Genomic DNA, 13,657 nt, shown 5'->3' with positions numbered 1-13,657 from the left:
ACACTTGTGAAGAGTCAATATTTTTTATAGTAGCATAATTTTGAAAAAAAGTAGTTACAACGTTACTATTAAGATTATAAAGATACAATTAATTTTAAGATAGGAAGATTTGTGTGAGTGAAAGTAAAGAATTGATAAGAGGTACTTTCTTAATCACGTTTAGTATATTAATTACTAAAATATTGGGTGTAATTTATATTATTCCATTCTATGCAATTATTGGTGGAGAAAAAAACTTGGCACCTTTCAACTATGCCTATACACCCTATAATATTGCGATTGCAATTGCAACTGCAGGCGTGCCGTTAGCAGCTTCAAAATATGTTTCTAAATATAATGCATTAGGTGCATACAGAATAAGTCAAAAGTTATATAAATCCAGTTTTATTGTTATGACCGTAACGGGTTTTATTGGCTTTGTAATCCTTTATTTAGTAGCACCGAGCATAGCTTCAATTACTTTAGCTAATAAAGGTGATATGCATGATGGTTGGTCTGTAGAAGAGATTACTTGGATTATAAGAATTATTAGTGTTGTTGTGATTTTTATTCCTATATTAGCTACATGGCGTGGAGTGTTTCAAGGTTATAAATCAATGGGGCCTACGGCTGTTTCAGAAGTTATTGAACAAGTTGCACGTATTTTATTTATTTTAATTGGTAGTTATTTAGTACTTAATGTATTTAATGGGAGTATGCTTGCAGCAAATGGTATAGCTACTTTTGCCGCTGCTATTGGTGCGATTGCAGCTATTTTCGTATTATGGTATTACTGGCGTAAGAGAAAACCTAATATTGAAAGTATGGTTGTAAAGGATTATACAGAAATTAATGTTTCTTATGGAAAAATGTATAAAGAAATTATTTCCTATAGTATTCCGTTTGTTATAGTAAGTTTGAATTTTCCTTTGTTTAATTTAGTGGATCAATTTACACATAACAAAGCGTTAAGTATTGCAGGAGTACCAAGAAATTTACATGATGGTTTATTTACAATTTTGAATATGACAACAAATAAAATTGTGATGATACCTACATCATTATCAGCAGGTTTTGCAGTAAGTTTAATTCCATTTATTACTAAATCTTATGCATCGGGTAAACTAAATGAAATGCACAGACAAATACGTACATCTTTGGGTGTTTTAATGTACATAACAGTTCCAGCAAGTTTAGGTATAATGGCACTTGCATTACCTTTATATACTGTTTTCTATAAACCTAGTATTGTTGGTAGTCATATGTTGTTTTATTATGCACCAGTAGCAATATTAATCGCTTTACTAAGTGTTACAGCTTCAATGTTACAAGGGATTGATAAACAAAAATTAACTGTTTTTGTAATTTTAGCGTCTGTAGTGATAAAAATAATACTGAATACTCCTTTAATTGTAACTTTCCACTCAACTGGAGCAATTTTAAGTACAGCAATAGCATTATTATTTGCAGTAATATGTAATTTTTATATACTTAAAAAATATGCGAAATTTAATTTTTTCGAAACTTGGTTACATTTCGGAAAAATATTTATGTATGGTTTTATCATGATGATTGCAGTAGAATTAACATTTTTTATTTTGCAATTATTCATTTCAACAGAATCAAAAATTGGTTCGCTGACTATTCTTGTAATTAGTATAGGTGTAGGTATTTTGGTCTACGGTAGTATGACTATGAGGGCAAGATTGGCAGATCAATTTTTAGGAGATATACCAAATAAAATTAGATTTAGGTTAGGTATTGAAAAATGAGATTAGTTAAACGAATAGAAGATAACTTTTAAGGGCAAAAAAAGGGCATAATTTTGATGATAAGGGCAAGCGTATGAATATGTTTGTTGGAAACATACGCCTATAATCATTGATATAAAGGTATTTTGATAGTGAATGAAATGATATAAAATTCACCTATATAAAAGAAGAACAATAGTATATAACTTATTGTTAAACCCCGTAAGTATAGGCTTACGGGGTTATTTTTGTGTTTTGAAAATTAGAAGAAAGGTAAATAAAGTGAAATATTTTACATAAAAGCTTGTGTATCTATAATTAAAATATAATAATATTATTATATGATTTTTATTATAAGTGAGTGCATTGAAAAAATTTTTAACCTCTATTTTAATAGTGTTTTTATTTTTAGTTTCATGTGATAATCTTAAAAACGATAATCAAAGTAAAAGTTATAAATCAAATGAAGATGTTATTCAATTAAAGGAAGATAAACTAGTTTTAGGAAATGAAATTGTCAAAATAAAAAGACGTTAATTCAAAGAGAAAATATTAAACATTTTAAACGATATAGAACGTGGATGATGCAAAATAATGAGAAGATAAATAAAGGTGAATATAAAAAAGGAATGATGATTTATCGCCTAAGAAATGCACAAAAAATAGTATTCCAAGCTAAATACACGAAAAACGGTAAAAAGCTAGGAGAAAAAGATTATCCAATATCGGAACTAACGATAGTGGATTTAAATTAAGTTATTGTTGATTAAAGTTGTAGTTGTTTTATAGAGTGATATGATTATCATAGATATCAATAAAATAAAAACGATAATGTATTATAAAAAGCTAAGGTAATACGTTTCATATTTACTTAACAGAAACGTACTATCTTAGCTTTTCATCTTGTCTCACAGGTGTTACATTCGTATATCTACTTCATCTAAATGCTTTTGATGCTCTTTCACTTTACTTTCTAAAAACATCTGGTATGGAGCATTGAAAAAGTCTGCTAAATGCATTGCATCATTAAATATAGGTTCGTGATAATGATTTTCCCACTTCCATATCTGATGCGCCTCGTAATGTGTACCATATTTAGCATTTAATTGCCGTGCTAATTCTTCGATTTCTAAATGTTCTTTAGTTCTCAAGTTATATAGAATATGTAAATTCACTCACTACATCTTCTATTCTTGATGGAATAATCTTAGGTGCTTTATAGATGTCATTGTACCCTATTATTATAATATAACAATTTTAATGAGTTATGAAGCTGATATGTGTCATTATTTTAAAAATTAATGCCAATTAGTGATTAAATTTTTTATTTTTAGAATCTAGCTTTTCTAAAATATATGATAGGATAGCACAAATAATTATAATGATAATGAGTGTAGTGAACACATATACTTGAATGCTTTGTATATTAAAACCAATCTCAAATTGACCATGTAAATGTCCATTAACAGAGAAATTCAATGCAATAATTGTAATTATTGCAAGTAATGAGAGAAAAACTATAATCTGAACGATTTGATTTATAACTCTATATTTATTTTTCTGATTCATAAAAATTGCCTACTTTTATTAATATTTTATGTGAAAAGTGATTTTCTAACACACAATAAAAATAGTTTAACATAATTGAATTAGAGGTAATAATGATAAATTTTAAGAAGATAAAAATAAATTTATTTTTGGTATTAAAATAAAATTTCCATAAAAATGGTTTAATGATTTTCACAAGGGGTATCAAGTAATAATGAATAAATACTAATAAGTAAAGGAGATAATCATTATGTTTGGATTAATAGGTATGATTATTGTCGGCGGTATCATTGGTTGGATCGCTGGTTTAATTTTAGGTAAAGATATTCCAGGTGGAATTTTAGGTAATATTATTGCTGGTATTATTGGATCATGGGTTGGTACTTTGATTTTTGGTCATTGGGGTCCACAATTAGGTAAAATTCATATTTTCCCAGCATTAATCGGCTCAATTGTTTTAATTTTCATTGTTTCATTAATTTTAAAAGCATTAAGAAAAAAATAACATGCACAATTTTTAAGAATGGTCTTTATTTTTCATAAAGGCCATTTTTTCTCTTTAAATAGCAGTTTTAGCACAAAAAAGAGGATGACGCTAGGTTACGTCATCCAGGAGTATTATGTTCATGAATATAAAAGACTTTGTAGTTAATTTTTAACTATATCTTTATAGTATCATGATTGTCATTTATCTGACAACATTTAAGGTTTTGATTTTTAAAATTTCCAATATTATTACTTTAGAGGGAAGCCTGCGGGAAGGTTTAAATCCTAGTGTTGAGTATGTAATAATGATTTATATTACGACATCTAGGAGGTTTCGAATGGAAGGTTTATTATTGTTCCAGGTCCAGATTTTATCATTGTAATGAAAAATACGATTAATTCTAGTAAGATGAATGGATTTATGGCTGCATTTGGTATCACTACGGGTCATATTTTATATTCTTCGTTAGCTATATTTGGAATTATGTACATACTTACAAGTTTACATTTTATTTTTTAACAATTAAGATTCTCGGTGCATGTTACCTTATTTATTTAGGTGTAAAAAGTATAATTAGTGCACATAGTGAAAGCATTAGCTAAGCTATTTAACGTCTTATAGGCAAGGATTTCTAAGGACGAGTCTTAATCCTAAAGCATTGTTATTTTATGTCAGCATATTTCCTCAATTTCTTTCAAACGGAGGTATTCATATTGAAATCTAAAGTTGCACTCTTCGCATTTTCAGTAGTTGCTGTAACAAGCTTATGGTCCCTATTCTGTGTATTTATTTTTCAATATATTAAATTATTGTTTAGTAAGCCTAAGTTTAAAGCAGTATTTGGTTATATTGTAGGATTCGTATTAATTGGCTTATCAATTAATTTATTACTTAGTAAAAGTAGTTGATATAAAAAAGGTGATATCAAGTGAAAATTTATTTGGTTAGGCATGGGGAATCGCAATCTAATTATGATAACGCACATGGTCATCCATATTTTTGTGGACAATTAGACGTCCAGCATGTATATGTATATGATTAACTAAGAACCAAACATACTTATAATGGAATCTTCCCTTATGACATACCCACTACTTATTCAAGAAAATTAAGAGAACGTTCTTTAGGAGTCTTTGAAGGTAAGAGTAAACAAGAAATAAGTCATGACATACGATATGAAAAAAATTTTAGACATAGTTTTACATAGAGCCACCTAAAGGTGAAAGTTATCAAGATGTTTACTCGTTTATTTTGGAAAGGTAAATAAAGAGGAAGCAATAAATACTGACATCATCAATTGCCAACCTTATTTAATTGAAAAATAGTAATAGTGAGATGTAAAAGGTATATGTTGCTTTTCTGCGTCTCACTTTTTATAATAGTTAATTTACTTTTTAATAAAGATTTTAAGAGGTTTAACGATTTACTGCAAGTGTGAAGATTATACTAATGCAGATTAGGATTGAGGTTAATAGAGCCATTAATGTAATAGGTATGTCTCCTATTATAATGTAACGATTGCAAAGATAACCCATAACATAATTGCACTCATTTGCATTATGGCTGATATCACTCTGCAAACGATATGATTAAAGATGCCTAATATAAGAGCAGGTAAAGCCATGAGGACGATTGAGTTAATTGCTGTTATTATTGTAATGGGATTATCATAGGTAATGGTATGTGGACCTGTTGGATATTTTGCTGTGACAAGTATTAGCGCAACTGTTGATAAAATAGCTAAAGTAATAAATGCTAGACGTTTTTCATCATTATTCTCCCCTGTTTTGAATTTTAAAAAATAGAAAATATATAAATAAATAACGAGTTGTTATTATTGAGTAACAATTAGTATAAACTGTCAAAATGACGTAAATAGCTGTCTTAGAATAATTAAAATTATTTATTAAATACTTTTGTATCTATTCCTTTTTTCTTAAGGAAGCTTGTAATTTTATCCTGCTGTTTTTTGTTGACGTCACCAGAATATTTAGTTGGTATATCTACCACGTTAATAGAGTTTTGAGGTTGATAATTTAATTTTTCAATATCTTCATCTACATTTGCAATCGTACTGTTTAAAGCATGGAAGTATTTTATAATACGTTGTGTAGGATTTTTGTATTCTTTAGGTATGTTGTTATTATTTACAAACTTTTTAAAATGTAAGTCATTTTTAACAGCTAAGTTAGATAACTCACTTAATTTATTGGCTTGAGATTTCGTGATTTTAGGGTTGCTATCACTTTGCTTATCTAACTTATGTTGCATTACGTATTTATTATCTAAGACGTCACTATTAACTCGTAAGTATTGTTTTAAAGCTTTTTTCATTTCAGCTTCATTAATCTTTTGACCTTTTTTATTAGAAGTGAAAATATCTTTTTCTTTAATCGTTTTCGCATGTTTAGGTGCAAGCACACTACTGTGATTATCTTGATTATTGTCTTCGCTAGTATTAGAACAAGCCGTAAGTACTAATGAGAATGTTAGCGTCAAACATGCAATGATTCTCTTTTTCATAGGTTTAAGTAACTCCTTTTAGATCTCTATTATCAAGTAAGATTGTTTATCATTTTTATACATCTATTAGATTATCATTTATCAAAAAATTTTTGAATGTTTTAGAACAAGGTTCATCTTTAGTTTTGACTATTTTATGGCGGGGAATATAGATGAAATCGGTATTGAATTCACTAAGAAGGTCAGAAAAAATTAAAAGTAAGAACGTCTAATAAAAAAAAGAGCCTTAAACTTCTAAGGCTCTATTGATGTAAATGGTAATAGATAAATATTTAGAATTAGTTTCTAATAATATAGTCGAATGCATTGAGGGCTGCGTTAGCACCAGCGCCCATAGAAATAATAATTTGTTTATTTTTCTGATCAGTTACATCACCAGCTGCAAAAATACCTGGAACGTTTGTAGCGTTATCACGATTAATCACGACTTCACCACGTTCGTTCAACTCAATCAAATCTTGTAACCAAGACGTATTAGGTATTAATCCAATTTGAACAAAGATACCATCTAAATTAACAACTTGCGACTCACCAGTATTTAAATCTTCGTAACTAATACCAGTTACATAATCGTCACCGATGACTTCAGTTGTTTTAGCACTTGTTTTAATATCAACGTTAGATAATGAACGTAAACGGTTTTGTAATACATTATCCGCTTTCAGTTCAGAAGCGTACTCAAATAATGTTACGTGTTTAACAATTTCGGCTAAATCAATAGCAGCTTCGACACCAGAGTTACCACCGCCAATAACAGCTACATCTTTGTTTTCGAATAGAGGGCCATCACAGTGAGGGCAGAACGCCACACCTTTATTAATTAAACGATCTTCACCTGGTATATTTAGTTTACGCCAACTTGCACCTGTAGAAATGATGACAGTTTTACTTTTTAGAACAGCATCATTCTCTAAAGTAACTTTAATAGCTGAATCTGTTTTTTCAATGTTTGTAGCGCGAATGCCAGTCATTGTGTCGATATCATATTGTGCAATGTGTTCTGCAAGATTTGAAGAGAACTCTGAGCCAGTTGTTTCTTTAATTGTAATGAAGTTCTCGATGCCAGCAGTATCATTTACTTGACCACCGATACGGTCGGCAACGATACCTGTACGTAACCCTTTACGAGCAGTATAGATTGCAGCACTACCACTTGCCGGGCCACCACCGATAATTAATACATCATAAGGATCTTTATCATAAAACTCAGAAGCATCTTGTGTGCTTCCTAATTTTGTTAGAATATCTTGGATTGTCATACGGCCATTGCCGAATTCTTGTCCATCTAAGAATACAGCTGGAACTGCCATGATATTTTCTGATTCTTCACGGAAAATAGCACCATCAATCATTGTATGTGCAATATTAGGATTGAAAACACTCATGAAGTTTAGCGCTTGTACTACATCGGGACATTTTTGACAAGTTAAACTAACAAAAGTCTCGAAATGAAATGGACCTTCGAGGCCTTTAATTTGATCGATAATTGATTGTTTTTCTTTAGGCGTACGTCCGCTTACTTGCAGAATAGCTAACACAAGTGAGTTGAATTCATGTCCTAAAGGGATACCAGCAAACGTAATATCTGTTTCTTCACCAGGACGGTTAACAGAAAAACTAGGTGTACGTTTTAAAGACTTTTCAGTTACTGTGATACGTGCTGACATATCAGCAATCTCATTGAGTAACTCTTTTAATTCATTAGATTTATCATCAGAGCCAAGGCTAGCGACGAATTCAACGTCGCCTTCCATGAGCTCAAGTAATTGTTGCAATTGTTGCTTTAAATCAGCATTAAGCATGTTTTAATGCCTCCTTAGATTTTACCCACTAAGTCTAAACCGGGTTGCAATGATTCTGAACCTTCTTCCCATTTAGCTGGGCATACTTCACCTGGATGTTGACGAACATATTGAGCGGCTTTAATTTTATTTACTAACGTGCTTGCGTCACGGCCGATACCGTCAGCATTGATTTCAGCTGCTTGAACAACGCCGTCAGGGTCAATAATAAATGTACCACGTTGTGCTAAACCAGCTTCTTCATCTAATACATCAAAATTACGAGTAATTGTTTGCGATGGATCACCAATCATTTTATATTCAAGTTTACTGATTGCATCAGAATGATCGTGCCAAGCTTTGTGTACAAAGTGAGTATCAGTTGATACTGAGAATACATTAACGCCTAATTCTTGTAATTTAGCGTATTGATTTTGTAAATCTTCTAATTCTGTAGGGCATACGAATGAGAAGTCAGCAGGATAGAAACATACTACGCTCCAAGAACCCTTGAAATCTTCTTGTGAAACTTCTTTAAATTTGTCGTTTTTTGGATCATAAGCTTGTGCTGTGAAAGGTAAAATTTCTTTATTGATTAAAGACATAGGTAAATTCCTCCTGAAAAGTTAAGTATTAATTAGAATTACTTAAAATAATTGCTTGTTTATAATAATTCTAATCTCTTGATTAGTATTATTACATCTAGATTTTAAATAGTCAACTTGTGAAACTCAATAATTTCTAAAATAAATGATAAAATGCATAATTGTGCGAGTTTTAAAACGTTTAGAAATTGCTTTAATACGCAAAACAACTGTTGAGATAGTTACATATTCTGTTTGAAATTTAATATTAAAATAATTGGTTTTTAACATAATATTCTCAACTAAAAATAACTTATTGATAATGAGGTGTAATTTTATTACATCTACAATAACATCATAACATTTATAATCCTTGTATTTCTTCTCTGAGAGTTTTATACATTTATAATATTAAAATTATAATGACCTCAATATATAAAATTAACCATATATTTATTTAGTTACAGTGAACTCGACCCGCTATACTCAGCACGATATGTTCCATAATCTAATGTTAAGGGTGAAATAAATGTTCCAGAAGATATAATATCTCCTTTCTTTAATCGTTTGCTATGAGAATGTAACTTTTTAATCAAACATTGCAGTGAATTTGAAGGATTACCTAATACTTCAGAAGACGGCCCTGTAGCAATTAAATTTCCATCTTTATATAAATTTAAATGAACATTTGCAAATGTATTTATATCAAGCGGATCTCCTTCGTTGACAATAATAATTATTCCAGTACCTGTATTATCAACAATTAAGTCTGCTAATGTGAAATTAGAGAACCAATTTTTATATCTTGCATCCTATACCTGCAGCAATTTGTGTGTTAAGTATAATTGTTTGCAAATCTGCGTCATAAGGTAAGTCTTCTTTTACAATAAATATGATTTCAGGTTCTAGTAATGGAGTGAATAATTGAGAAAGTGATACATTTTTGTTTCCCTTTATAATTTTATTGGATAAAATTGTGCCGTATGCAGGTTCATCAGTTTGTGCAATGGATTGGGTAGTCTTACTTGTCATACTTACCTTATAACCAGCTATTGTTGAATGGTCTTTAAACTTTAATTGATTAATTCATTCATCTTGAGTTAAATAGGCCTCATCTTCATTTAAATCATAAGTCTTGCTTATAAATTCAATAGGTTTTTTATTTCTAAAAGCATTAAATAATTCGTGAGCTACTTTGTTGTTAGCTTGAGTCATCAAATCTCCCTTTTAAAATGTATGAAAATTATTACTATTATGATAACTTTATGGTAAAAAGTGTGCAAATAAATTTAAATATATTTCATTTAGGGTATAAAATATTAAAAGATATAAACAAAAGCGTGTAGTACTTATATAATGGGAGTGAATATTGTGTCAGATTACGTTTATGATTTAATGAAAAAGCATCATTCAGTAAGAAAATTTAAAAAGCATACTCTAAGTGAGGAAACAGTAAAAAAATTAGTTGAAGCAGGTCAAAGTGCTTCAACATCGAGCTATCTTCAAACATATTCAATTATAGGTGTGGAAGATCCAAAAATTAAAGAAAATTTAAAAGAAGTATCTGGACAACCGTATGTGTTAGAGAATGGATATTTGTTTGTATTTGTTTTAGATTATTATCGCCATAAACTCGTTGATGAGAAAGCTGAGTCAAATATGGAAATCTCTTATGGTTCTGCAGAAGGATTATTAGTAGGTACAATTGATGTTGCATTAGTAGCTCAAAACATGGCTGTTGTCGCGGAAGATATGGGTTACGGCATTGTATACTTGGGCTCATTACGTAATGACGTAGCGCGTGTGCGTGAAATTTTAGACTTACCTGAGTATACATTTCCACTATTTGGTATGGCCGTAGGTGTACCTGCTGATGAAGAAAATGGTTCTCCTAAACCACGCTTACCACTTGAGCATGTATTCCATAAAAACTATTACGATGCTAGTAATGATCAACAACGACGAGAATTAGAAAAATATGATACAGTCGTGAGCGATTATTATACAGAACGTACGAATGGAGAACGTTCTGAAACATGGTCTCGACAAATTGAAACATTTTTAGGACGGAAAACTCGCCTAGATATGTTAGATGAATTAAGAAAAGCAGGATTAATTAAGCGATAGATATTCAATACTAAAGGACACAAGTACTATTTCATAAGTATAGGTGTCCATTTATTTTTTTAGATTTTAAATGCAAAAAGTATATCAACAATTAATAATAATATTTATAAAACTATGGATAAGATTGTCTAAAATTAAGTGAAAAAACTATCTAAATCGAAAAGTGTACTACCAATATTGTAAAACTTAGAATTATGAGTTGCCATTACAATTGTTGTGCCTTCTTGGTTAAGAGATTTAAAAATTTTTATGATATCTAAAGCATTTTTTCATCTAAATTACTTGTAGGTTCATCTGCAAATATTATAGTTGGTTGTTTAAGAATTGCTCTAGCAATAGCGATACGCTGTTGTTCTCCTCCGCTACATGTAAAGACTGTTCTACTAAGTATTTCTTTTTTTAATCCAACAAACTGAATTACTTTTATGATTTTAGATTGATCTTTTTTAGATACATTTAAAGGCAAGGTAAGATTATATAGCACTGTATGATTTTCCAATAAACCATAATTTTGATAAATGTACGCTATATCTTCTTTTTTAAACTTTCTAATTAGAGATGGCGACTTTGGAAATTGATTTTTAAAAGTAATTTCACCACTTGTTGGGGGCTAGAGTAAACTAATAATATTTAAGAGTGTTGATTTACCTTGTCCGCTTTTACCTTTTATTATGACAAAGTCATTCTTGTTAATAGTAAGGTTGATGTTTTTTAAAATATAATTATTATTGAATTTTTTGGATATGTTCTTTAATTCAATCATGGTTTACTCTTTCCCTTTCAAAATTTCGTTCTTATTTTTTCTGTTTAAAGTCATAAATTCTATACTAAGTAAAATGGCTTCAAAGGTACATATACAACAACAAATTAAAATTCCAAAAATGAAATGATTTTTTATTAACATAATAAGTAATAGAATATTGAGTAGTGTTATAAATATAAATTTATGAGCTCTCCAAGTGCTATATCCTAGAATATATTTAATAAAAATAAGATATTTTCAATTTGTAAAATAAAGATGTATAGCAGTAAGCATTGAAGTAATAAATACCATAAAAGTATTGAGCGTTAGAGTTAAAAATTTTACTATTTCGGTTTTTAAATTACTGATGTCATCGACTTTAGTGTCATATATAGATTGTATAGAAGTAATGTCACCCAGTAGATTATATTTTTTTAATAATGGTTTAATACTTTCATAAGGGTTATGCTTCTTACTTTCGAAGAAATAACATTCAGTCATATAATGTTGATAATTTCTAATACTAGTATTACCAGTTTCGACGATAGCAATAGGAGCATTAATAGTATTATTTTTTCCTCCTATGTCTTTATTATAAGTAGGGTATTTAGAATCATTTTTTACATAGATAATATTTATACTTAAAGGTGTTTTAACTTTTCTATAATCATCTTTCAAAGTGCGTTTAAATTGAAAGTCATCTAAGAAATTATTTTTGATTGCTTTTTCATAGTGTTTAAATTTACTTGGTACAAGAATGTTTCGCGTATGGTTGTTATGATGAATGCTTTTTAAAACATTTTGACTATTTTCTGTATCGATATGATGACGTTTTAAATAATTTTGATCGATTGTAATTGATTTCCCATTAGGTTCAATCTCATTATTTTATCTTCATTTAAAACATATAATGGGTCACCTTCATCCTCTCCATCGAAATTTTCAGTATCTATCAAGAAGCCAAAATTGTCTTTGCTTTTAAAAAGTTTTTCAAGTTTTTATCTTGTACCAATTCCAATGATTTATTATGAACTACGCCATTATCTTGTACTTCAGGTTGGTATACGTTTTTTGTATTTTCCCAACTATTCATTGAAAATATCTTTGACTGAAGTTTTTGGGTATTATTGATAACTTTATTTATTGATGAATATAAAAATAATGACATGATTATAGCTAGTAAAATATAGAGATACAAAACTAATTTTATGTTGACTTTGTTTTTATTGATAGAGAATCCTTTTTGAAAACAATTTAGAGATATTATTGTAATAGTAATAAGCAGAATAATATTCAGTAACATCGTTAAGGTAATTATAATTAGTAAATATAGTAAGTGACTATCCTTATAAATAATTAAATATATAAGTATAGTGAAAATTATAGAAAATATAATGTATGAACTAATAACATTTTTTAATTCCCTCATAATGAACATGAATAAATTTCTTTTAGAGTAACCTAAGTCAGATAAAATTTTTAAATCTCTTTTATTTCGTTGAACGTAGTGACAATAAACAATAAATGTTAAAAGATCTAATAAAAAAAGAAGTGACAAATAAGATAAAATATTTAGAGTTTTAGACGTTTCTACTTCTCCTGCGTGTTGGTTAATAAGTGAAACTAATCTTTCTTTATCTTCTGTCTTACCAGTCATATAGTATGTCCCAGTTGGGGAAATTTGTATGTTTCTTTTTCTCACTCGTCTCATTGTAAATTATTTTCTCGTGACCATTTATTATTGTGTTGTAAACTGATAGTTCTTTGACTGTGTTTGTAATTACTAAACTAAAAAATATTGTGAATACTAGCAATAAATTTAAAATGATTTTTTTCATAAAAAATCCTCTCATTAAATAAAACATCCACCTATAATGGTAGGTGCCACTATTAATCTATGAATAGAGTTATGTGTGATCATAAAAAGCTTCATTACCATGCTTTGTTCTTTTTAAAACTGCATCTGACCAATGTCCTTTGGCTTTCCATTCACCACTTTTATGTGTACCATTCCCATTTATAACTGAAGCATGCCCCTGATGAGTATAGTGTTTATACTTTGATATTACACTCTTATTAGTAGTGCCTCTAATCCAGTAACCGCCTGATTTTCTTCCTTTTTGAATTGCTCGTAA

General features: G+C 29.3%; 12 protein-coding genes and 5 pseudogenes. 6 read left to right on the top strand and 11 right to left on the bottom strand.

Features of this window, described 5'->3' with window-relative positions:
• Positions 1–113 precede the first annotated feature (113 nt).
• Together DYE57_RS11205 and DYE57_RS12550 are read left to right on the top strand one after the other, a co-directional pair.
• Positions 114–1,751: a putative polysaccharide biosynthesis protein gene (locus DYE57_RS11205; protein WP_115314048.1), complete on the top strand. Its 1,638-nt coding sequence runs from the start codon at positions 114–116 to the stop codon at positions 1,749–1,751.
• A gap of 560 nt (positions 1,752–2,311) precedes the next feature.
• On the top strand, positions 2,312–2,485 hold the full coding sequence (locus DYE57_RS12550; RefSeq protein ID WP_232619750.1) for a hypothetical protein: 174 nt from the start codon (positions 2,312–2,314) through the stop codon (positions 2,483–2,485).
• Positions 2,486–2,647: 162 nt separating this feature from the next.
• Here the strand turns inward: DYE57_RS12550 and DYE57_RS11195 are convergent, their stop codons facing one another.
• Positions 2,648–2,905 (bottom strand): XRE family transcriptional regulator, encoded by a 258-nt coding sequence (locus tag DYE57_RS11195; RefSeq protein ID WP_115314047.1) that lies wholly within the window; start codon positions 2,903–2,905, stop codon positions 2,648–2,650.
• 133 nt (positions 2,906–3,038) lie between these two features.
• A complete protein-coding gene (locus DYE57_RS11190; RefSeq protein ID WP_115314046.1) occupies positions 3,039–3,299 on the bottom strand; it encodes a hypothetical protein in 261 nt (86 codons plus the stop codon).
• Between the two features lie 229 nt (positions 3,300–3,528).
• On the opposite strand from DYE57_RS11190, the gene DYE57_RS11185 reads away from it, so the two are divergent.
• The 3 genes and pseudogenes from DYE57_RS11185 (at position 3,529) to DYE57_RS11175 (ending at position 5,090) form a co-directional block, all read left to right on the top strand.
• A complete protein-coding gene (locus tag DYE57_RS11185) occupies positions 3,529–3,783 on the top strand; it encodes a GlsB/YeaQ/YmgE family stress response membrane protein (RefSeq protein WP_115314045.1) in 255 nt (84 codons plus the stop codon).
• Between the two features lie 330 nt (positions 3,784–4,113).
• A pseudogene (locus DYE57_RS11180) lies at positions 4,114–4,673 on the top strand (LysE family translocator).
• A 20-nt stretch (positions 4,674–4,693) separates the two neighbouring features.
• Positions 4,694–5,090 (top strand): annotated as a pseudogene (locus DYE57_RS11175) (histidine phosphatase family protein).
• Between the two features lie 90 nt (positions 5,091–5,180).
• Here DYE57_RS11175 and DYE57_RS12545 read toward each other — a convergent pair.
• From DYE57_RS12545 to DYE57_RS11150, 5 genes and pseudogenes are all read right to left on the bottom strand, one after another.
• Positions 5,181–5,575, bottom strand: a pseudogene (locus DYE57_RS12545) (hypothetical protein).
• Between the two features lie 89 nt (positions 5,576–5,664).
• Positions 5,665–6,288 carry an NDxxF motif lipoprotein gene (locus tag DYE57_RS11165; RefSeq protein ID WP_115314044.1) on the bottom strand — a complete coding sequence of 208 codons (624 nt, stop codon included), beginning with the start codon at positions 6,286–6,288 and terminating at the stop codon, positions 5,665–5,667.
• A gap of 278 nt (positions 6,289–6,566) precedes the next feature.
• Complete coding sequence (gene ahpF, locus DYE57_RS11160; protein WP_115314043.1) at positions 6,567–8,090, bottom strand: alkyl hydroperoxide reductase subunit F; 1,524 nt, start codon at positions 8,088–8,090, stop codon at positions 6,567–6,569.
• A 14-nt stretch (positions 8,091–8,104) separates the two neighbouring features.
• Entirely contained in the window at positions 8,105–8,674 is a 570-nt protein-coding gene (gene ahpC, locus DYE57_RS11155; protein WP_115314042.1) for an alkyl hydroperoxide reductase subunit C, read from the bottom strand.
• Between the two features lie 440 nt (positions 8,675–9,114).
• Positions 9,115–9,868: pseudogene (locus DYE57_RS11150) on the bottom strand (2-keto-4-pentenoate hydratase).
• Positions 9,869–10,024: 156 nt separating this feature from the next.
• Between DYE57_RS11150 and DYE57_RS11145 the strand changes: the two are divergent.
• Entirely contained in the window at positions 10,025–10,780 is a 756-nt protein-coding gene (locus tag DYE57_RS11145) for an NADPH-dependent oxidoreductase (RefSeq protein WP_165417852.1), read from the top strand.
• Positions 10,781–11,036: 256 nt separating this feature from the next.
• Here DYE57_RS11145 and DYE57_RS11140 read toward each other — a convergent pair.
• The 4 genes and pseudogenes from DYE57_RS11140 to DYE57_RS12530 all read right to left on the bottom strand — a co-directional run bounded on the left by DYE57_RS11140 (position 11,037) and on the right by DYE57_RS12530 (position 13,588).
• Positions 11,037–11,543: pseudogene (locus DYE57_RS11140) on the bottom strand (ABC transporter ATP-binding protein).
• A 237-nt stretch (positions 11,544–11,780) separates the two neighbouring features.
• Positions 11,781–12,200 (bottom strand): hypothetical protein, encoded by a 420-nt coding sequence (locus tag DYE57_RS12540; protein WP_126517395.1) that lies wholly within the window; start codon positions 12,198–12,200, stop codon positions 11,781–11,783.
• A 274-nt stretch (positions 12,201–12,474) separates the two neighbouring features.
• Positions 12,475–13,179, bottom strand: a complete 705-nt coding sequence (locus tag DYE57_RS12535) for a hypothetical protein (protein ID WP_232619751.1) — start codon at positions 13,177–13,179, stop codon at positions 12,475–12,477.
• Between the two features lie 250 nt (positions 13,180–13,429).
• The gene (locus tag DYE57_RS12530) at positions 13,430–13,588 is read right to left on the bottom strand and encodes a lactococcin 972 family bacteriocin (RefSeq protein ID WP_232619769.1); all 159 of its coding nucleotides are present in this window, start codon (positions 13,586–13,588) and stop codon (positions 13,430–13,432) included.
• Positions 13,589–13,657 lie beyond the last annotated feature (69 nt).

It is taken from the genome of Staphylococcus saccharolyticus (genome assembly GCF_900458815.1).
In the GTDB taxonomy this organism is placed as follows: Bacteria; Bacillota; Bacilli; order Staphylococcales; family Staphylococcaceae; genus Staphylococcus; species Staphylococcus saccharolyticus.
This window is presented reverse-complemented; position numbering and strand designations above follow the sequence as displayed.

Coding starts and splice junctions, on each gene's coding strand:
- DYE57_RS11165 (WP_115314044.1), bottom strand. CDS start 6,288: ATGAAAAAGAGAATCATTGCATGTTTGACGCTAACATTCTCATTAGTA.
- DYE57_RS11190 (WP_115314046.1), bottom strand. CDS start 3,299: ATGAATCAGAAAAATAAATATAGAGTTATAAATCAAATCGTTCAGATT.
- DYE57_RS12550 (WP_232619750.1), top strand. CDS start 2,312: ATGATGCAAAATAATGAGAAGATAAATAAAGGTGAATATAAAAAAGGA.
- DYE57_RS11185 (WP_115314045.1), top strand. CDS start 3,529: ATGTTTGGATTAATAGGTATGATTATTGTCGGCGGTATCATTGGTTGG.
- ahpF (WP_115314043.1), bottom strand. CDS start 8,090: ATGCTTAATGCTGATTTAAAGCAACAATTGCAACAATTACTTGAGCTC.
- DYE57_RS12535 (WP_232619751.1), bottom strand. CDS start 13,179: ATGACTGGTAAGACAGAAGATAAAGAAAGATTAGTTTCACTTATTAAC.
- ahpC (WP_115314042.1), bottom strand. CDS start 8,674: ATGTCTTTAATCAATAAAGAAATTTTACCTTTCACAGCACAAGCTTAT.